The organism is Candidatus Nitrospira neomarina (assembly GCF_032051675.1).
Classification (GTDB): domain Bacteria; phylum Nitrospirota; class Nitrospiria; order Nitrospirales; family UBA8639; genus Nitrospira_E; species Nitrospira_E neomarina.
In genome coordinates this window covers 4261892-4282562 of record NZ_CP116968.1, presented here as the reverse complement: position 1 = coordinate 4282562, position 20671 = coordinate 4261892, and the positions used below count along the sequence as shown (strand labels likewise).

At 51.0% G+C, this 20671-nt stretch carries 17 protein-coding genes; 8 read left to right on the top strand and 9 right to left on the bottom strand.

All coding sequences use genetic code 11. The features are described from left to right. Positions 1-68: 68 nt before the first annotated feature. From PQG83_RS18530 to PQG83_RS18515, 4 genes are all read right to left on the bottom strand, one after another. On the bottom strand, positions 69-1538 hold the full coding sequence (locus PQG83_RS18530) for an alginate export family protein (RefSeq protein ID WP_312744228.1): 1470 nt from the start codon (positions 1536-1538) through the stop codon (positions 69-71). Positions 1539-2027: 489 nt separating this feature from the next. After that, positions 2028-2315 carry a Sec-independent protein translocase subunit TatA/TatB gene (locus PQG83_RS21085; RefSeq protein ID WP_376753403.1) on the bottom strand — a complete coding sequence of 96 codons (288 nt, stop codon included), beginning with the start codon at positions 2313-2315 and terminating at the stop codon, positions 2028-2030. Positions 2316-2433: 118 nt separating this feature from the next. Then, entirely contained in the window at positions 2434-2718 is a 285-nt protein-coding gene (tatA, locus tag PQG83_RS18520) for a twin-arginine translocase TatA/TatE family subunit (RefSeq protein WP_376753612.1), read from the bottom strand. A gap of 271 nt (positions 2719-2989) precedes the next feature. Next, entirely contained in the window at positions 2990-4426 is a 1437-nt protein-coding gene (locus PQG83_RS18515; protein ID WP_312744224.1) for an SAM-dependent methyltransferase, read from the bottom strand. 240 nt (positions 4427-4666) lie between these two features. Between PQG83_RS18515 and PQG83_RS18510 the strand changes: the two genes are divergently transcribed. Both PQG83_RS18510 and PQG83_RS18505 read left to right on the top strand, forming a co-directional pair. Further along, positions 4667-5338 (top strand): hypothetical protein, encoded by a 672-nt coding sequence (locus PQG83_RS18510; RefSeq protein WP_312744221.1) that lies wholly within the window; start codon positions 4667-4669, stop codon positions 5336-5338. A gap of 199 nt (positions 5339-5537) precedes the next feature. Further along, positions 5538-5801 carry a DUF4321 domain-containing protein gene (locus PQG83_RS18505; protein ID WP_312744218.1) on the top strand — a complete coding sequence of 88 codons (264 nt, stop codon included), beginning with the start codon at positions 5538-5540 and terminating at the stop codon, positions 5799-5801. Positions 5802-5932: 131 nt separating this feature from the next. Here PQG83_RS18505 and uvrB read toward each other — a convergent pair whose 3' ends face one another. After that, positions 5933-7939, bottom strand: a complete 2007-nt coding sequence (gene uvrB / locus PQG83_RS18500; RefSeq protein ID WP_312744216.1) for an excinuclease ABC subunit UvrB — start codon at positions 7937-7939, stop codon at positions 5933-5935. Between the two features lie 135 nt (positions 7940-8074). Here uvrB and PQG83_RS18495 point away from each other — a divergent pair, with 135 nt between their 5' ends. Then, positions 8075-8515 carry a hemerythrin domain-containing protein gene (locus PQG83_RS18495; RefSeq protein ID WP_312744214.1) on the top strand — a complete coding sequence of 147 codons (441 nt, stop codon included), beginning with the start codon at positions 8075-8077 and terminating at the stop codon, positions 8513-8515. A 51-nt stretch (positions 8516-8566) separates the two neighbouring features. Here PQG83_RS18495 and PQG83_RS18490 read toward each other — a convergent pair whose 3' ends face one another. Further along, positions 8567-10249 (bottom strand): formate--tetrahydrofolate ligase, encoded by a 1683-nt coding sequence (locus tag PQG83_RS18490; RefSeq protein ID WP_312744211.1) that lies wholly within the window; start codon positions 10247-10249, stop codon positions 8567-8569. A 328-nt stretch (positions 10250-10577) separates the two neighbouring features. Between PQG83_RS18490 and PQG83_RS18485 the strand changes: the two genes are divergently transcribed. Next, positions 10578-11891 carry an endonuclease/exonuclease/phosphatase family protein gene (locus PQG83_RS18485; protein WP_312744209.1) on the top strand — a complete coding sequence of 438 codons (1314 nt, stop codon included), beginning with the start codon at positions 10578-10580 and terminating at the stop codon, positions 11889-11891. Positions 11892-11976: 85 nt separating this feature from the next. Here the strand turns inward: PQG83_RS18485 and PQG83_RS18480 are convergent, their stop codons facing one another. Both PQG83_RS18480 and PQG83_RS18475 read right to left on the bottom strand, forming a co-directional pair. Continuing rightward, positions 11977-12900 carry a cation diffusion facilitator family transporter gene (locus PQG83_RS18480; protein ID WP_312744207.1) on the bottom strand — a complete coding sequence of 308 codons (924 nt, stop codon included), beginning with the start codon at positions 12898-12900 and terminating at the stop codon, positions 11977-11979. Between the two features lie 91 nt (positions 12901-12991). Next, positions 12992-13540 (bottom strand): metal-dependent hydrolase, encoded by a 549-nt coding sequence (locus PQG83_RS18475; protein ID WP_312744206.1) that lies wholly within the window; start codon positions 13538-13540, stop codon positions 12992-12994. A gap of 530 nt (positions 13541-14070) precedes the next feature. Between PQG83_RS18475 and PQG83_RS18470 the strand changes: the two genes are divergently transcribed. Both PQG83_RS18470 and PQG83_RS18465 read left to right on the top strand, forming a co-directional pair. Beyond that, positions 14071-15936, top strand: a complete 1866-nt coding sequence (locus tag PQG83_RS18470; protein ID WP_312744203.1) for a CocE/NonD family hydrolase — start codon at positions 14071-14073, stop codon at positions 15934-15936. Positions 15937-16637: 701 nt separating this feature from the next. Then, entirely contained in the window at positions 16638-16937 is a 300-nt protein-coding gene (locus tag PQG83_RS18465) for an addiction module antidote protein (protein ID WP_312744201.1), read from the top strand. 101 nt (positions 16938-17038) lie between these two features. Here PQG83_RS18465 and PQG83_RS18460 read toward each other — a convergent pair whose 3' ends face one another. Continuing rightward, a complete protein-coding gene (locus PQG83_RS18460) occupies positions 17039-17314 on the bottom strand; it encodes a hypothetical protein (RefSeq protein ID WP_312744200.1) in 276 nt (91 codons plus the stop codon). A gap of 269 nt (positions 17315-17583) precedes the next feature. Here PQG83_RS18460 and PQG83_RS18455 point away from each other — a divergent pair, with 269 nt between their 5' ends. Together PQG83_RS18455 and PQG83_RS18450 are read left to right on the top strand one after the other, a co-directional pair. Further along, positions 17584-18735: a dsDNA nuclease domain-containing protein gene (locus tag PQG83_RS18455; RefSeq protein WP_312744198.1), complete on the top strand. Its 1152-nt coding sequence runs from the start codon at positions 17584-17586 to the stop codon at positions 18733-18735. 33 nt (positions 18736-18768) lie between these two features. After that, complete coding sequence (locus PQG83_RS18450) at positions 18769-20472, top strand: AAA family ATPase (protein ID WP_376753541.1); 1704 nt, start codon at positions 18769-18771, stop codon at positions 20470-20472. The last annotated feature ends 199 nt before the right edge of the window (positions 20473-20671 follow it).

Here is a 20671-nt window from a genome sequence, read left to right as displayed (position 1 = left end):
TGGGAATACCAACCGGGGCGTTCAGGATAACGGGGAGGGTTATGTCCCCTTGTTAATTAACAGAACTCTTAGAAGTTGATCCAGAGTTGGGTGTAGCCCCAGTTCTGATCAGCCGTGCCAAATCCGTTCTTCTTCAGATAATCCCCGGTGAAGAAGTGGCCGTAGCCCACTTGCCAACCCACATGATTGTTTTGGAAGAATAAGGTGTACACCACATCGATTTCTCCACCCAGGGACTTTTCGTTATTGCCTGCAGGAGTGCTAAAGAAGGTGGCCTGAGAAGCCGTGTACCAGTTGTCCCTCTTGTTCGCCAACCGCATGATATGCCCGGCAATTTCGAAATGGCTTTCCGGCGTCGGACGCAGTTGCAAGTTCCCGCCATAATTCAACATATTCTGCCAGGACATCAAGTCCATGTACCCGAAGTGAATGTGGTTCGTCGGGAACAATTGGCTGAAGGTATGGCCACCATCCTTATTGCTGCTGCCGGTGGCATAATTGAGTTCAAAACCGATCCGTGGTTGCATCGGAACCGGCAGCGTCACACCACCATCCAAATGTCCGGCCAACGCATTGATGCGAGTCTCACTCGCTCCCCCGACAGGCCCGATTTCTCCAAATTGCCAATAACCTTCTCCCGTGAGATCGAACATTCCCTGTTTGAACGCGACACGGCCACCGACGGTGCTTCGTTCCTGATTGGATTGCTGTCCACCGGTACCGAAGGCCGGGGAACCGGCTCCCGTGGTTGAACCCCCGTCTTCATAGATATAGGCGGGTTCGATTGCGACAGACCCGAACTTCATCGGGAGACGTAAGAACAGAATGTCGCCGTCACCCTTACTGGCCTTCCCGGTTGAACATCCGCCAGCATTTTGCACGCAATTGCCTTCCGCCACACGCAACCAGCCCAATTCCACCGGCACGGTAGCATGGTTATAGCGCATCGTCACACCATCGAAGGCAAACCCGACGTTGTTCCAGTCAAAGTGACCGAAGATCCGGTGATTTCCCCACACCACAAGTTGTCGACCAGCTTTCAATGTCAAATTTGGCATTAAGAAATTTCTGACCAACATGAACCCCTGACGAAGGAACAGATCCGCATCGGTGGAATTGGGATTCCCGGCCCCACCCACATTCGATGGGTTCGGCATCGCACCAAAGTTATTTGATACCTGAGGTTGGAGGAAAAACACGACATCCGGGGAAATGTCGTAGTTAAATCCTAACCGGATGAGTTGCTGCGTGAAAAAGGAATTAGAATCCCCGTTGTTGCTAAAATTCCCATTCGTCCGGAACTCAGGCCGGACACGCATGTCGCCGGAAATCGTCAACTTGCTGGGATCAAACACCCCTTTGGGTGGATCAAACTGGTGATAGGGCACTAAATCGGGAATGGCCCGTGGTACGGCAGGTACGTTGGTGTTTTTGTCGGTCGCCGGAGTGGTCTTGGCGGCCAACCCTGGTGCTGCGGACATGGCGACAATCAAAGCCGCTGCTGTCAACCTGGTAAAGGATCGATAAAAAGTCCTCATTGCACTCCTCCTGTTGGTGAATAGCCCTGTGGATTCAAGATCCAACGCCCTGTACCCCATTTATATCCAGAGCTGATGGTTTCTCTCATCCGCTTCCGTCTTGACTGCGTAACTTTTGCCATCTCAAGCACTAACATGTTTTCTATAAATCTTTGGTTGCCCTGTTCTACGACTCTTCCGATCTTTTATCGTTTGCCATTTAGATGCCAAGTCCCGTTATTTGTCGTAAATCATTAAAAATTAATGTCTTTTCCCTGACTTTCTTGATGATTTTGGTACATTGCCCTATCGCTTGAATGCTACGATAGTTGCAAAAACCACACGACAGAAGAGAACCGTAGACCCGCCCGCAGTGCGCACAATGAACAGTCTGAGGACCGTCCGGAAGGATTTCGTGATGACAGAAAAATTTTAAAAATCGAAATAAGGCTTGGGTGTCAACGAAACGATCCAGCAATCAACGTCCTCACGGAGTCGCACCTCCCCTGGCTACCCCATTTTGGATCCACCGGACTCGGTGGCTTGTTCTGTCGCCCCTTTGATCTCTGCTTCGGCTTCTTTGATTGACGATTCCAAATCTTGTTCGACAGATTTGAATTCCTGCGTAATCATATTGATTTCCGGCTCAACCGATTGCCGAAGATCTTCCGTTGTTTCCTTAAACCCTTTAACCGCTCTCCCGACCTGCTTGCCGATTTCCGGTAATTCCTTAGGACCAAAGAGCAGGAACGCGATGACGAGGATGATCAAAATTTCCATCGCTCCTAAGCCGAACATTTTCCCACTCCTCTATAATTTGCCCGCTGAATATACACCTTGAGCGTTGATCAGGCTTGAGTCCATGCTGCCTGTCTCTTCGGTGTGCGGTCTTCACCGTGTCAATCTCACCCGCAAATTATCCCTGTTTGGATTGCGTGGATTCCGTTGGCTGCGGCACCCCTTGCGCCGGAGGCGGAGGGGGAACCTCTGCTGTCTGGTGTTGGCTCGACAATTGATCCGGTTGGGGCGGTGGGGCCTGCCCGCCTTCGCCTTGCTCATTAGGCGTCACATCCAACGCATCCGCTTCGGCAACAGACTTTTTAAAGCCCTTGATCGCTTTGCCTAAGCCCTCACCAAGCTGCGGGATTTTCCCTGCACCGAAAATGATGAGCACAATGATAAGGATGAGCATAAGCTCCATCCATCCAAACGATCCAAACACAGCAACCTCGTCTTATTGTGAATGAGTGACTACATTCTTAGAAAAATCCGCCGAAGTATACACAACCATTTTCAAAAAATCTACCTGATTGCAAAATTCTTGCGTAGGCAATGACTTTTTTCAGATTGAGTTTTTGCCTTCACACGATCCACTCACCTTCGAGAGACTTCCAATCTCACATTCATTCTGACCATGTTCCGCACTCACTCATGGGCACACGACAAAACGCATCCCGCAACCTTCAGGATAATTATGAATCCTTTAAGGCAAAAAACATGTGGATGTAATCCACCGGCTGTAGGGGAAGTTCCAGCATACCTTTGATGCCTTCTGAATCGTATCCCAATTTTTCCAAATCGGGCATGGCCTTCCAAATTTCCGATTCCGTGAGGAAGGCAATGGTATCCGGCACACCATGTGGCTGTAACGATTGCACCAGCTTTTCTAGTTCGGCGCGTTCGTGAGCGGGAGTACTTTCGGAAAGCGGAAATTCGATATGACGTGAGTATGGACTCCGGTATGTGCGGTTCAATGCATCAAGTGTTTGAAGAATCAACGCGTCCAATTGCCAGGCCTGGCCTTCGGGCGGCGAAGGATGTGATGCCAGTAGATCCATGACCGTGATCACATTGGTTGACAAACTCCGTCCCACAAAATCCCGTTGGGATTCAATCACGCCCGTGTGAATATTCAAATGCCTGGCCACGTCTTGCATCAACTGAAAGTTGACCATAAAGCTGAATTGGCCACCCTGCACCGTATAACAGGGCTTTTCCGGATCATTCAGCACATGCGGATCGACCGTTCCTGCGTCAAAACCGCTAAATCCGATCGCGTTCGGGGCCAACAATCGTTTGGCTTCCTTAAGGCTCTGACACGCGCCCACGTTGTAGGGTACGAGGACTTCTTCGTCGATCTGTTTGAGAAACTCGGCGACCGTGCGGCGAAATGGAAAGTCCTTGGTCTCGATGAGGCGATATTCCCGCTCCCAGACAAGATCTTCGAGAAACGAGGGTAACGCGGTGAGAGATTCAATATCCTGCTGACCAAAGGCCTCAATAAACTTTGGCCAATCCGGGAAATCTGCCAACCGCTTTTCGTTCAGATTGGGACGAAGGTGTTCCTCATGGATCTCACCGCCTTTTCGTAGAATGAGCTTGGTTGGCAACTCGCTCCAGAGTTCATTGCAAATAATCCGATCAATACTCCCATCTGGAAAGTTCGACAGATCCTCGATAGACACAAGGTCAAACGTGACCCGGTCACCATGCTTGGCCAGATCCGTGTTGGCCTTGGCTTGCTCCAACAAGACCGGTTCGCGCTCTATACAACGATAGGTGATTCTTGGAAATATCCGTTTTTCTTGATCCAACTCCTGAAGACGATCCAAGAAACACGCCGCGAGATTCCCATTTCCGGCGCCCCATTCCATCACGGTCAATGGTGTGGTCGCTTGATCGCCACCTTGAGTTTTCGCTCGTTGTCCACACCGACGCCAATAGTCCTCGGCCAAGGCAAAGCCTAACCGGAAATCGGCCGCAGCCACCGTTTGGTAATATTCTCGAACACGACTTCCCCTCAATCCGTAAAATAGACGATTAATGTGAGCTTGCCACATATCAACCGGTTGAAAATCTCCTACGAGTTGCGGCAATGCATCGGGATCCATACTTGGTGAAGCACCCATAGTTCTAACCTATATTCCTTAGAAAGAATGAATGAAAATGCCAGTGGCAACAAAGTAGATGAAAATGCGTAGAATCGGCCGGAATCTTAACAAACACCTCATGGTGCTGCAAGGCAAGCTCGAAACTCCTTGACTCAATGGCGCCATCGAAGGTAGAGAACGTGGATTCTTAAAAAGAGCCGGAAAAGATTTTTGGAAATCACGATTGTCGAGTCACGCACACTCTACATAAAGACCTGTATGAAACATCCATTGCTCGTCATGCGGCGCAACCTCCTGTGGGGCATCTTGATATCAATCATGCTCTTTAGGATGCCCGGCACCGCTTTGGGCAATGATTCTCCCGTTCAGACCGACTCCCCTTCCGTATTGCAACCGAAAGATACACAACATGGGTTTTCCCAATATGATACTCCGCCCGATCACTTTTCTGATGCTCCATCCCTATATGATAATTACTCCCAATCTCCTCTTATCCCCTCATTAGATAAAAAACCAGGTGGAGTATTTCTGGGATTAGATTTCGCAGAAAGTTTCGAGGTCAAACCGACCACCAGGGGCGGTCATACACATATCCCCGTCAGGCCAGCCGAGACATTCCTGCCAGACCTCACCTCAGTATACCTGGTGTTTACCGTCCATGAACATTTGTCGTCCTATCAAATCATTGGCCGTCTGTTCTCTGACTCAGAAACCGGCATGCATGCTCCTCAATGGCTCGACGAGGATATCGTCGATCTGGCTACGGAAGACGAGAGCGGCTTTCTGAAATTTTTCCCACCGGACGGGACCTGGCAACCAGGCCCATACCGCGTCGAAATCTTCGTGGGGTATATCGCCAATGACGCCAATAAGTTAGGCACCATGCGATTTACCATTGCTCCTCACCCTGTCGCACCCGCTTTACCCTAAACACTCTCTTATGGCCACAGACCTTTGGCGCCGGCCTATTTCTTGACTCAATTCAATGTTTCTTGTAATGTGTTGAGCAGTTTACCCTAAGCATATTCTTGGGCCATTCCAGCCATCATTTCGTGCAAATTTCTGATACATTCCACCGTTCGCATACACACAAGTCCCTGATCCCCAACCATGCGCCGGGAGGCAACGGGTGTTAAAAAAGAGTGGAAGCTACTTACTCTTATTTATTTTTATTGGCGGGCTGTTAGGCAGTATTTTAGGGGAAATTCTTCAGGTCGTGGCTCCGCAGGGCACCGTACAAAATATTTTCATTCAGGCATTAAACTTAGGCTTAGACCCGCCCGTGACCGTCAATTTGGTCTTGATCAAATTCACACTCGGGTTCCTCCTGAAAATGAACCTCCTCACCGTGTTGGGCATGTTCCTCGGGGCTTACGTTTATAAACACGTATAGACTAACTCAAAAAAGACCCGACCGTACCCTTCGACACAGTCTCTTTCCGGCATGGCAACCGAAAAGGAAAGGGACCGGTTCCCTATCCCGGATTTGAATAAGGGAGAATGAAAGAAGGCGGTGGTTTGGATTTAAATTCCGACCTGGATCTGCTTTTGGCGGAGAACACGAAGGGTATCGCGCAACTGGGCGGCTCGTTCGAATTCCAATGCCTTGGCAGCCGCCTTCATATCTTTTTCCAATGCGGCGATATTCTGTTCTAAATCTTTTTCGCCCCCGTATGCCGCCACCGCTTCTGCCGCCAACGATACATCCACATAATCGGCTTCCGCCAATTGGTACTCCAAATCGTGGATGCGTTTTTTGATCGTTTCCGGCGTGATCCCATGCTCGGCGTTGTATGCCAATTGAATGGTTCGTCTGCGGCCGGTTTCGTCCAACGCCCTCCGCATCGAATCCGTGACCACATCGCCATACAAAATCACGGTGCCTTCGCGATGCCGTGCGGCGCGCCCGGCTGTCTGTACTAAGGCACGATATCCCCGGAGGAAACCTTCCTTATCCGCATCCAGCACCGCAACTAGACTGACCTCCGGCAAATCCAATCCCTCACGCAATAAATTAATGCCGACCAGCACATCAAACACACCCTTACGCAAATCCCTGATGATGTCGGCCCGCTCAAGCGTTTTAATATCAGAATGCAGATAGCGCACCTTTAACCCCTGGTCGTGATAATACTCGGTAAGATCTTCCGCCATGCGTTTGGTCAACGTCGTCACCAGCACCCGCTGCCCTTTCGTCACTCGCAGCTGGATTTCCCCGAGCAACTGTTCGACCTGACCTTTCGCCGGCTTCACGTCCATCACGGGGTCAATCAGGCCCGTGGGTCGAATGATCTGCTCAACCAGCGCCTTGCCGGCATATTTCAGTTCATACGGTCCCGGAGTGGCGGAGACATACACCACCTGATTCATGCACCTTTCAAATTCGGGAAATTTAAGGGGCCGGTTATCCATCGCCGAGGGCAAGCGAAACCCGTACTCGACCAAGGTGTTTTTGCGTGAACGGTCTCCCTCGTACATCCCGCCAAATTGCGGAACGGTGGCATGCGATTCGTCCACAATCAGCAAAAAATCCTTGGGGAAATAATCCAACAGGGTCGGCGGCGGCTCGCCCGGCGCCCGTCCGCTCAGGTGACGGGAATAGTTCTCAATCCCATGGCAATACCCCATCGTTCGAATCATCTCCAGGTCAAATCTCGTCCGTTGTTCAATCCGTTGCGCTTCAAGCAATTGATTGGTCCGGCGAAAGTAGGCAATACGTTCTTCCAGCTCTGTTTCAATGCCGGTAATAGCCTGTTCATAGCGATCGGGCGCAATCACATAGTGGCTCTTAGGATAGATGGCAATTTTCGGCAGCTTCCGCAACGACTGGCCGGTCAACGGATCGATTTCATACAGGGCTTCCACTTCGTCGCCGAACAATTCCACCCGGACCGTATTCGAATCGGACGAAGCGGGATAGATCTCAATGACATCCCCCCGCGCCCGAAACATCCCACGTTGCAACTCGAGATCATTCCGCGAATATTGAATATCCACCAGCTTGGCCAGAATGCGCTCCCGGCGAATCTCCATACCCGGCTCCAGATATAACAACATGTCGTGATAGACCTCCGGCGATCCCAGACCATAAATACACGACACGGATGCCACAATAATAATGTCATTGCGTTGCAGGAGCGCCGTCGTAGCCGCATGGCGCATCTGGTCGATGGTGTCGTTGATGGCGGAGTCTTTGGCGATATAAGTGTCCGTGGTCGGAATATAGGCTTCCGGCTGATAATAGTCGTAATAGCTCACAAAATATTCGACGGCATTGTCAGGAAAAAATGATTTAAACTCCTGATACAACTGAGCCGCCAACGTCTTATTGTGGACCACAACCAGGGTAGGTTTTTGCACATTGACGATCACATTGGCCATGGTGAAGGTTTTCCCCGAACCCGTGACACCCAACAGCACTTGATGCTTAAGCCCTTGCTCTAAGCCATCAGTCAACGCGGCAATCGCATTCCCTTGATCACCTTTGGGTGTGTAATCGGATTTGAGAGAAAAGGTATTGGTCGCTTGCATCTTGTCAATGTATCACAAGGCGATTGTGGGAGGCAGGCCGATGGGATCCGTGGATCCCCTTGACGCTGTTATGCTGGTCAGTCCAGGATCCGCCAAGAACATCCGGGACAAACCGCCTTCAAGAGAGGAGGACGTATGGCCACCACCACCATTGCGGAGTTTATGGGACATGATCATGACCGCCTGGATGACATATTCACCGGATTTCAAGCATTCAAGAAGCAGGATTCTCAAAAATCCCGATTACTGTTTCAAGAATTGTTAACCGGACTGCACCGGCATATCAGGTGGGAGGAGGAAATTCTTTTTCCGGTCTTTGAGGCTCAAGCGGAAATGGTCAGAGACCATGGGCCGACCGGAGTCATGCGAAATGAGCATCGGCAGATCAAGGACTTTCTGGAACAGATTCAGGCAAAAGTTGCAGAGGGAGACCTTACCACTGAGGAAGCGGAAGAAGGTTTACTTCGGGTGTTAACTGCACACAATGTGAAGGAAGAAAAAATCCTCTATCCGTGGATTGACAATTGCGTCAGCGACAAAGAACGGGCTTCCCTGCTCGCCCGGATGGGAAACTGATCTCCTCGACCGGCACACCCCCTGCGGCCAGTCACGTTCCCGTGCTCCTTTCTAAAACAACCCCACAATATTCCCTTTTGCGTCGATGCCGATCGATTGCGCCGCCGGCACGCGAGGAAGTCCGGGCATCGTCATCATCTCCCCGGTAATGACCACCACAAATCCTGCGCCCATCGCGAGGCGAACCTCTCGCACCGGAAGCGTAAATCCGGTCGGGGCTCCTTTTTTGGCAGGGTCCGTGGAAAAGCTGTATTGCGTCTTCGCCATACAAATGGGGAAATGCCCGAACCCGTTTTTTTCGAGTTCAGCGAAACGGGCATGGACAGCCGGCGGAATCTCCACATCCTCAGCACGGTAAATCTCTTTGGCAATAATTCGCACTTTTTCTGCCAGCGGCATCGTATCAGGATACAGCACGCGAAAGTCGGCGGGCTCCTTTTCGATGACCTCACGAACGGTTTCGGCCAAACACACGGCACCCGCGCCGCCTTCAGCCCAATGATTCGCCAGAGCCATTTTGACCCCATGATCCGCGCACGCCTGTTCCACCAGTTCCAACTCCCGTTTGGTATCACTCGTAAATTGGTTAATGGCTACAACCGTGGGGACCCCGAATTTTTTCACATTTTCCAAATGGCGTAATAAATTCGGCAACCCTTGACGCAGTGCGTCCAGATCTTCCTGTTCGAGTTCTTTTTCCTTGGCTCCACCATGAAGTTTTAATGCCTTAATCGTCCCGACCACCACGGCACATGCCGGCATGAGACCCGATCGGCGACATTTAATGTTAAAAAACTTCTCGGCCCCCAGATCGGCGCCAAACCCTCCTTCGGTTACAACGTAATCCGCGAGAGTCAGCGCAGCCTTGGTGGCCACGACGGAACTACATCCATGGGCAATGTTCCCAAACGGACCGCCATGAACCAGGGCCGGATTATGTTCCAGGGTCTGCACAAGATTGGGATTGAGGGCCTCCTTGAGTAACACGGTCATGGCTCCCTCCGCCTGGATATCTTTCGCAAAAACCATTTCCTTGTTGGCCGTTCTCCCCACTTTAATATGACCGAGACGTTGTTGAAGATCCTGAAGGTCGGTCGCCAGACACAGAATCGCCATGACCTCCGAAGCTGCGGTGATATCAAACCGGGCTTCTCTGGTAAATCCGTTGGATTTTCCCCCAAGTCCCGTGACCACGGATCGCAGGGACCGATCATTCACATCCAGCACCCGACCCCACGTCACCCGACGCGGATCAATCTGGGGTTTGTGCCCCCAATACAAATGATTGTCTACCAGCGCCGCCAACATATTGTGCGCAGACGTGATCGCATGAAAGTCCCCAGTGAAATGTAAATTGATGTCGGTCATAGGGACAACCTGGGCATGCCCTCCCCCACATCCGCCGCCCTTCATTCCGAAACAGGGCCCCAGGCTTGGCTCCCGAACGGCCGCCACAGCCCGTTTGCCGATCTTATTCAAGCCGTCTACCAGACCGATGAGTGTCGTGGTCTTGCCTTCTCCAGCCGTCGTCGGACTCATGGCGGTCACCAAAATAAGCTTACTCTCCGGCTTGTTCGGAAATGGCGGGAGGGACGCTAAGGGAATTTTGGCCTTATACCGCCCATACAATTCGATTTGACTCGCATCCAGTTGGAGTTTTTCCCAGGCCACTTCGGCGATGGGTTGCAAGGGGATGCGGTTGGCGATGTCGAGGTTAATGGAAGAATGGCTCATCAGGCTGACTCCTCAAAAACGTGCATGGGGTTACGGTCTAAATGTTATATTCATTATCGCATACTCGAAGCGGACGGCGGGCCCGTTCTCCCACCCCGTGGCCGGCCGGCCCGAGACACTAACCTCGCTTTGGCATTCAATCAAGTCTGCCCGGTGTGACGAAGCGGGGACCCCAGGACAACTTCGAAAACACCAAAGGTCTATTCCGCATTGATGGGTTTTGACCGGGAGACAACGAGAAGGAGGTCCGCCTCAGGGCCTATTTCCGCATGACAGGCACTCCGGGCCCCGATTGGTATTCTATCCCAAGTTTTGGTAAGTAGAGGACATGCATAAGCTTTTCTCTACATTCGGCTTTGTATGCTGGTTCACCATGTGTGGCTGGACCATCACCTTCGCCCAAGATTTTGAGGTTGGGCAATCGGTGACTCTTGAAGCCATTAAACCAATCGGAGTGCCTCTCCATCGCAACCCTGCCCCGAGCTATCTGAAGCATGTCCCGACGGGCACCAGCGCTACCATTGAGGAGACTGCACAGAATGGACAATGGCTTTCCCTTCGCCTGCCAGATGGGAAAACGGCCTGGGTGCATAAAAAATATCTCAAAACGGGTTCATTGCAACCACAGCCACAATCCACACCCGAAGCTCCTCAGACTGCTGCAGGAGGAGAGCACGAAGTATGGGCCAGCCGGGATCAGTGCGAGACCGCCGTCAAGCAAGGCAGCCGTATGGCTGCGGAATCTTCTGTCAAGATCCGGCTTGCCACATGGAATATCCGATGGTTTCCCATCGGTCAGCCCACAGACCAAAAGGAGGATCATGCCGATCCGACCGATCTCGACTGGCTGATCTGTGCGATCCGTTGGATGCAAATTGATATTCTCGCGGTCCAGGAAAGTCTCGCGACCCCAGAGGCCACCAAAGCCTGGAACACGATCATCGCGTCGCTGAATCAACAGACGGGAGACACATGGCGGTGGTATCGCCAACCGTGCGGCCGGCCCGAGGACCATCATGTCGGCCTGTTGTGGAACGACACCCGCGTGTCCTTGTCTCAGTTTGAAAGCTTGTGGCAGTTTAACGCGAGGGCAAAATCGGCTCATAACGCCTGCACCTACGGATTACGCCCAGGGCAATATGCGTGGGTACAAGCCAGAGAACCCCATGGAGTTGATTTTCATCTGATCGGATTGCATTTAAAATCCGGTCCCACGGTGTTTGCCGTGGAGGATCGGCATCACGCCTTAAACCGGATTGATGAAGCGATCGATCCCCTCCTCGCTCGCGACCGGGATGTGATTCTTCTCGGCGACTTCAATACGATGGGCGCGGGCGATTGGCAATCGCGAGACTCCGAGCTGAAAAATCTGCGCAGGAAAGTTGCCAAGGAAAAACCCGGGTTTGTTGATCTGACCTTACATCCGCAATGTTCCCACTATTTTCGCGGACGCGGTGGCTGGCTGGATCATGTGCTCGTGCCTCAAGAGATGCAAGAAGTCACCGTCACCACCGTTCAGGTCACCGGCTATTGCGCCGTGGCAGGCTGTGAACGCATTCGAGGAAACTATCCGCTCGCCTACCGGCAACTCTCCGATCATTGCCCGGTCGTGTTGGAAATCGAGAACACCGATAAAGATTAAGCGGATAGAGTAAAGGGGCAAGCCAGCACCCACGGAGCTCATGCCCCATCCTTGCTCGAACTCACGCCCAAAAAACCGTGATGCATTATTCCGGAATCTTGGTAACCCGCCGGGCTTCGGCCTCCACAAAGACCCGTTTAACAAGGGGATGCTTTGACTTGATCTCCTTATCCAGGCCGGCCACACCCCGCTCGACCTCCTCCGAAGTCACGCCATCCCGAAAGTCCACACTCAGATTCACCAAAATAAAACTGGGCCCCATGTGCATAGTCAAGACTTCGTTCACATGCTCCACACCGGGAAGTTGTCTGGCCATGTCGCGAATACTCTGGACCACTTCCTTATTGGCACTTTCGCCAATCAACAATCCCTTGGTTTCATACGCGAGCCACATGGCGATTCCCGCCAAAATCAATCCGATAATACAGGTCGCAATGCCGTCAATGTAGACAATACCGGTGACCTGTCCCAACCAGATACCGACAAAAGCCACCGCTAAGCCCAGCACCGCCGCCGAGTCTTCAAAGAGAACCATAAAAATGGTCGGATCTTTGCCTCGTTGAACCGCTTCCAAATACGACCACTTTCCTTTGGCACGGGTAAATTCACGGAAGGCCAGGTACCAGGCGGCACCCTCAAAGACGAGGGAGAGACTCAAGACGATATAATTTACCATGGGGTTGGTAATCGGCTCCGGATGGAGAATGTGCAACACGCCCTCATACAGAGAAATTCCCGCGCCCAAGGCGAAGACCAGAATGGCCACCGCAAAACTCCAAAAATAGATTTCTTTGCCATACCCGAAGGGGTAGCGCTCATCAGCCGGTCGTTTGGCGCGATGAAGTCCATAGAGCAGAAGCCCTTGATTGCCGGTGTCCACCAGTGAATGGATACCTTCGGCCAGCATCACCGAACTGCCGGTCATCGCCGAAGCCGCGAATTTCGTGACAGCAATTAAGGCATTGCCGATCAACGCTGCGTAGATAACTTTTTTAGAGGATGACGCCATCAGACCTGAAATTATACGAAAAGCATTTCCAGCGAGAGAACGCGCAATGTTACCTGATAGCCAGGATAAAAGTCCGGTCTCTGTTGTCCCACTAAACTCCCTTCCCTTCCGTCTTCCTGATGACGCGTAGGCACAGCAACCAGACCCCAACAGGTATCCCAATCCACACCAGTTCACTGAGGAGCACTCGAAATCCTTCATGGGAGACAAAGGCCGAGATTCCAATGGGCGAGACGGATACAGGTCTCAGTGGCAGGAAATACCTGGTCGAGTCGAATGGCGCAAAAAAGGCAATGCCTAATCCACCATCGGTCAGAGCGTCCAGAAGCCCATGGGACAGGGTGACAAGAGAGAAATATAGGGCAATCAGCCAATACGGTCTGGTCCCAAACGCAATCGCTGGAGTAGCCCACCGGGGCACCACCACACCCACCAGCATGGCAAACATAATGGAATGCGTGAGGCCACGATGCCCCAATATATGTTCATACGGAATGCCGAGCACCAGTCCCAGCACATCCGCATCCGGCAAAAGACAACAGGCCATCGTGAACCACCAAAACCTTGCCGTGTAGAAAGAAGTCCTCAGACTTTTGCCCATGGCATACGCCAGTATCACATGTCCAAACAAAGAGGCCATCGCCTTCTCCTTCTCTTCACGCTCTTGTTATCATGACCCATTGATATTTAGGTCAGAACATCTATGTCGCTCTTCGATGGGAGTCACTGAGATGGTCGTCTCCTCGGCTCCGACGCCTGCCGTCTGGCCCAAAGGAGGGACGCTCTCATCCGCTGGCGGGCCTTGTTTGAGCCTTGCGAGTTGGACCGCCCTCCCCATAGTTGGCGTCTCTCCCCTCTAATGCGGCCAGACGGGGCGTCCATGGTTTTGGGCCCTTTTGCCGAAACAAAAGGGCCTCGCCTGCCGGGGCGAAACCCGGCACCACAGAAATTCACGTCGATATGAGAATGGGGGAAAACACCTGGACGCGTTCACCAGCAATCGTTTTTCTGGCAAATCCAAAGTAGATGAATTCCCGATTACCATGGTAATGCTGTAAAACCAAGACCCGTTCACTCCATATGTTCAGACGAACCAATCTCCATTTCCCATCTACCAGCCGTTTCTCCTATCTCCCTATGCCGAAGCGTTTCTGTGTATGGGCTTTCTTCATGCTTTGGCTGGCACTCCCTTTCTTCGCAGGTTGTGCGCCAAATACCGTTGAGCATTCTGACCCGGCGGCAGCCGGTCCATCTTCTTCAGCTAGCAGCGTTGGAGAGCCAGACGGGACATTCCACCGTACCTCGCAGTATCTCACGATGCGGGACGGGGTCAAGATTGCAGTGGATGTCTATCTCCCCGACGGACTGAAACCAGGCCACACCATTCCCACCCTTTTACATCAAACCCGGTATTGGCGGGCGATCGAATATCGATGGCTGGTCTCCGCCTTCAAAGATGACGGTCCCCGAGGGCTCATCGGGACCTATGCCAAACGATTCCTTCAACAGGGCTATGCGTGGGTCGATGTAGATGTGCGTGGCTCCGGCGCGTCATTCGGGACCAGACCGATCGCCTATTCCCCTCAGGAAATCAAAGACGGCGCAGAAATTGTGGACTGGATCATTGCCCAACCCTGGTCGAACGGAAAGGTCGGGGCCATGGGTATTTCCTATAGTGGCGGGACCGCTGAAATGTTACTCGTCAATCAGCATCCGGCTGTCAAAGCCATTGCCCCGATGTATTCAGGCTTCGATCTCTATTCCGAAATAATCTTTCCAGGTGGCATCCACCTCAACTGGTTTACCGAAACCTGGAGTGCGATTACTCATCGTCTTGACCACAATCGATTACCCCACGGTGGCATCATCGCGAATTTCTTTATTCGTGGAGTACGGCCGGTGGATGGCGATGCGAGCCTTGACCTCTTGTCACTCGCCCTACAGGACCACAAGACCAATTGGAGTCCATACCGGGAAGCCTCGGAAATTGTCTTTCGGGATGACCCTCCACCATCGGGACAGGCCGCCAACATCGACGCTCTCAGCACGCAAACCTATGCCGACGACATTGCCAAATCAGGCGCAGCCATCTACAGCTACAGCGGGTGGTTTGACGGCGGATATCAACTGGCCGCCATCAAACGGTACCTCCACCACAAACAACCATCGCATCGGCTCATGCTCGGACCATGGGACCACGGAGGCAAACGCCGGATCAGCCCCTATGCGCTTGGACCGGCGCCATTCGACCATGCGGCTGAACTGCTCAAATTTTTCGATGTCCATCTGAAGGGCGTGACCACAAGAAACCCGAATGATTCACCGATCCGGTACTACACCATGGGCGAAGAACGATGGAAAACATCGACAAGCTGGCCCCCTGAGTCCACTCCCACTTCAATGTATTTCCAACAAGAAGGCGGGCTCTCGATAAATGCTCCTCAAGCACCAAACAAGCCAGATCGATACCAGGTGGATCTCACGACGGGAACCGGTAAACACTCCAGATGGAACACACTAGTGGGAATTTCGCTGAAAGATCCCTACCCCGATCGGAAAGAACGCGACCAGGATTTGTTGCTCTATACCTCGGAGCCGCTTTCGGAGGCGCTCGAAGTCACAGGGCATCCCGTAGCCACCGTCTACCTCTCTGCCACCACTCAAGACACGAATCTTTTCGTCTACCTGGAAGATGTTACACCCGAAGGAGACGTGCATTACATCACCGAAGGCGAGTTGCGGGCCATCCATCGGCAATGGCAACCAAGCGACACCATCTTCACCTCGACAGGTCCCCTCTCCGTCCACACGTTTCGCCGTGCTGATGCCGCCCCGCTCATTCCAGGTGAAGTGGTGCCACTGCTAGTCGAGTTACTTCCCACGTCCTACCAATTCAAAAAAGGGCATCGCGTCCGGATCGCCCTGGCGGGAGCCGACAAGGATCATTTCCAGAACTTGGAGGGCCAGGCACCCACATGGGAAATCTGGCGCACACCCGACCGCCCATCCCACATTGAACTGCCGGTAGTCCGTTAAAATTTACCAAACCCTAAAAGGATGTGGGAAAGGCGTACTCTAAAAATTTGTCATCTTGAGTGAAACGAAAGATCTGAGCCCAGCCAAATCACACTCCCGTTTTACATCGTCGAGAATCCCTCTTAGAGCTTGAACGTAAAACGTGTTGGCAAGGGAGTCCATTCCACGTATTTGCCCTACTCTCACAACCTCGTGATATTCTGTGTTGCCGGGTTTCGCCCCGGCAAACGAGGCCCTTTTGTTTCGGCAAAAGGACCCAAAACCATTGACGCCCCGTCTGGCCTTAGGAGAGCGAACGGACGCCAGTCTTAAGAGGGCGGTCCAACTCGCAGAGCTCAGACAAGGCCCGCCTACTGAGGAGAGCGTCCCTCCCTTGGGCCAGCCGGCAGGCGTCGGAGCGGAGGAGACGAACCTTTCATATACTTCCATGAATGAGCAATCAGGCCTATATTCTGTAGGATTAACCACAAGCGAACCGATATGGGCGTATTGAATAATAATAATTTCCAAGGGCATCTTGCCCCACGGGCACGTTGCCTATCAGAGGCCTCGGGGCGGTTCAAAAAAGTTCGTCCAGCAAGGCCGCAGTCATTTTTGCGCGCAGAGCGTACTTCCAGTACGTGAGCACGGAAAAATGGCGAGAACGCCGTTGGCGGCTTTTTTCAACAGTCCCGATATGGGAACGAATACAGGAGGAGGCCATGAAAAGAAGCAAAGCTTATCAACCAGACCTGATTGAAAGTCTGCGTGATGCCGGTGAGGCGGAAGAATACTTGAATGCGGCGCTGGAGGAGGGAGATTCCGAATTGTTCCTGCTGGCGTTAAGGAATGTGGCCGAAGCTCAGGGCGGGGTGGCCCAACTGGCCGAAAAGGCCAAGCTCAACCGCGAAAGCTTGTACATAATACTCTCCGAACGGGGCAATCCTGAACTCAAAAGCCTCGATGCCCTCCTCCACGCGTTAGGATTTCGCCTCGCCGTCACGGCAAACCGCCAGGCTTAACGCATAAGAAACGAAAAAATCGCCACCGTCCGCGACGAATTTTCTAGACATTGAGTTGGGAAAACTGACCTCAAGCCTCTACTCGAGTTGCTTCCGACGTCCTATAAATTCAAACAGGGTCTCGCAACCGAATCGCCCTGGCAGGAGCCGACAACTAACATTTCCAAACCTGGATGGCCCGGCACCCAACTGGGAAATCTGGCACACATTCGATCGGCCGTCCCATATTGAATTGCCAGTGATTCGTTGAGAGTTACCAACCCTAACAAGTTACTGGAAATGCGTATCCGGGAAAAGTTGTCATCTTGAATGAAACGAAAGATCCGAGCCCAGCCAAACTTGCTCTCCTTGGACAGATGCTTCGCCAAGCCTGCCATGAGCAGAATCAAAATGGACTCAGATTGGCAATAAATCCAAAATCATCACTTCTGCCCATTCAGCATTACTGAAATTGTGAAATTTACTGCCTCAAGGCTTTCCAGCCCCGCGAGTTTCAAATCCCCGATCTCTACAGAAGAGTATTTCCAGGAACCACCGAAATGTATTTTCCCCGTCTCGTTGCCAGAATTTTTTTAAGGGAATATACTCCTGGCACCGAATTAATTTTCTCAGTTCCATCAAAATAATACGGAACTTTTTGTAACCCATGCCTAGCGACTCTCTTTCCGAAATTCTGGAAGTAATCAATCGCGATGATCTTACAGAAGTCGGTGGAGGACATAACCAGAAAGGTGTCGATTTCCAGCGATACTGGGGCATGATGAAAATAGTCGAGCTTGAAGAAGAAAACGCCGAAGATTTTTTGTTGCTTTTTGAAGCTCTCCAGGACATAGCAGTCTTGGACTCCTGCATAACACCAAAAACTATTTGCATATACCAAGTAAAAAAGAAAGATCGGAATGAGTGGAAATGGGCTGAATTAACTGCATTGCCTTCGCCTAAAACTCCTGGCAAACGCTCTTCAACAAAAAAAGTGCCCCTTATAAAAGTCAAAAACAGCCCCCTCGGCAAACTCTATAGAAGTGTAATTGCATTCAAAACCTTAAAAAGTACTGGGCATTTTGTATCTAACGCTGGATGCGATCTTCCTTTGGAAGATGGCACGAATGCAGCAACGTCCTTACCTTGCGCACTCCTTTCATTAGCTAAAGACCATCGTGAGCTTTTGTCAAAAAGTTTAAAAACAATCAGAGCATCAGGAGACCCGGCCATCAAGCTATCTGCAATCCATATTGAGCGGACCAACATTCCGGTCAATGATCCCGGCACATACCTTGTAGGAAGAGTGAACACTTTTCTGACAAAACGAAGCCCTCTCCATGCAGGCCAAGCGCGCGCGCTCGTTGAGTCGCTAATGGCAAAAATTAGTCCTCTTGGTGCACGGACCGATACATGCAAAACTCCCGATGAAGTGCGCCGGCAACACGGCTATTCAAAAGATGATTTTGTCGACGCGTTGGACACGCTTAACCAAGTACCCGACCTGCTTTTGCACCTGGAAGACTGGCTAACAAAACTTAATCAGGAAGGAATGGGTATCATGGACATTACATCAATTCGAGTTGCAGCCACTGTAATCTATCGGAGACAAGTAATGGGGGCTAAATCCATTGAGGCCGAATGCCTTATTGTTGATTGTGAAAGTTGGCTGAATTTACACTCAAGCCCAAATGATTTGATACCTTATCTACAACAAGCTTACAATGACCTTGCCAGTAAATACCCCTTAATAAAGAAGCCAGAACTCTTCGCCTACTTCATGCTGCAAGCGATAAAGAAATGCGTGGCCCAGACTTAAGAAAGCTCATAAGGAGCCTCAGGACGAAATCTTATGAAAAGCTTCTTATTCGAAAGCATATGGCTTCTATCGCACGGGGAACAGCGAGGCCGACTGATTCGTTTTCACCCAAGGAAGAACTTATTCGTGGGAAGGAATCACACAGGCAAGTCAAGTCTGATCAAGACTCTATTCCTAACTCTAGGAGCTCGACCTCAAGGTGACCTAGCTCAATGGGATGAAAAGACAATATCTGCAGTTGATTTCTGTATTGACAAGAAGCGATACCGCGCCGTTCATCAGCTCAGACATCGAGCTTTATTCAACGAGACAAACGATCTTATCATCGCTACAAACAATCACGACAAATGGGCGGAAACCTTCGCCAAAACAGTTGGGTTCAACCTAGTCCTTACCGACAAGAACCTCGAGACAGTTCAAGCTGACCCACGCTGCTTTTTCCTGCCGTTCTATATCAACCAAGATGGCAGCTGGCAATCTAGCTGGAACACTTTCATTGGACTTCAACAGTACCGCAAACCAACAGGAACCATCCTCGACTACTTCAGTGGGATCAAGCCCCCTGAATACTACGAGCTAAACTCTCAGCGAACTCAAAAACAGCGAGCGTTGGAAGACCTACAAAAAGAACGTCAATTTTTAGATAGAGCACGTGAACGATTTAGCGAATCAATGACCCTCTCAGGACCAAAACTTCAACCCGACAACTTTGAACAGGAAATTTCTCGCCTCACAAGCGAAGTTACTGTATTAAATAAAAAGCAGGAAATGTTACGAGACACAGCCGTGCGGGAAGAAGAACAATATGACAACATTCAGCTTCAAATCGAGCTTGCCAATAATGCCCTGGCAACCCATGAAGGGGACTCTTTTTACCTTCTCAAGGAGGCAAGAGAAAAACTGACATGCCCTACATGTGGTGCTGAACACTTGGAGTCCTTTTTCGATTTACTTACGTACGCAGAAGATGCCCGCATACTTAGGGATCTCGTCACCCACTTGCAAGAGGATGCGACCAAGATTAGGGAGCAACATCAAAAAACCCTAGCAAAAAAAATTGAGCTCGAAAAACATTATCAGAAGGTATCTGAAATCCTCAGCATCCGACGCGGTGCACTGCAATTCAATGATGTTGTTAATAGCATGGGAGCCGAAAGGGCATTCCGAGTATTTGAGGAACAAAATGCTGCGCTCAAGGGAGAAATCGATCAGAAGCTTAGCGACATTGAAACTCTAGACACTCAACTGAAAGAACTTGGGGACAAGAAGCGTTCTAGGGAAATCTTGCAGACCTTCCGTCAGACATACTCTTCTGCACTTGTCAGCTTAAACCTTCCTCCAATCGATACGAGCAAACTAAGACTTACCAGTCGCCCAGATCTTTCAGGAAGTGGGGGGCCTCGCTCAATATTAGCTTATTATGGGGCACTCTGGCGGACGTGTATTGACACTTACGGCGCTTTTTCCATTCCCTTGGTCATTGATGCACCTAATCAACAGGGGCAAGACGATATTAATCTTCCTAAAGTTCTCACCTACATTGCTGATGACCTCCCAGAAGGAGTCCAAGTTATTGTAGGAATAGAGATTGACACTCCTCATTTCTTCGACAACAAAGTCGTGCTCGACCAGCAATATAAGTTGCTGCATAGTGAAGAATACGATGCTGTAAGAGATGAGATCGATCCCTTGGTAAGAACGATGTATCATTCCCTACAAAATGAAGGTCTTGGCTGAAAGGAAGCAGTTCCATATGAAGGCGCTACTACTCCATTAATTTTTTATGGGCGCTACAAGTTTGCTCTTTTTCTTCCCCGAAAGGGAGAGCGATTAATCCGATACTTTTCAAATTGACCGAAGGCTGACTTTTATTTGAAAATCTCAAATTCCCTCGTTCGCGGTGCGCAAGAGTAGTGCCCCACTAGATCTTTCATCC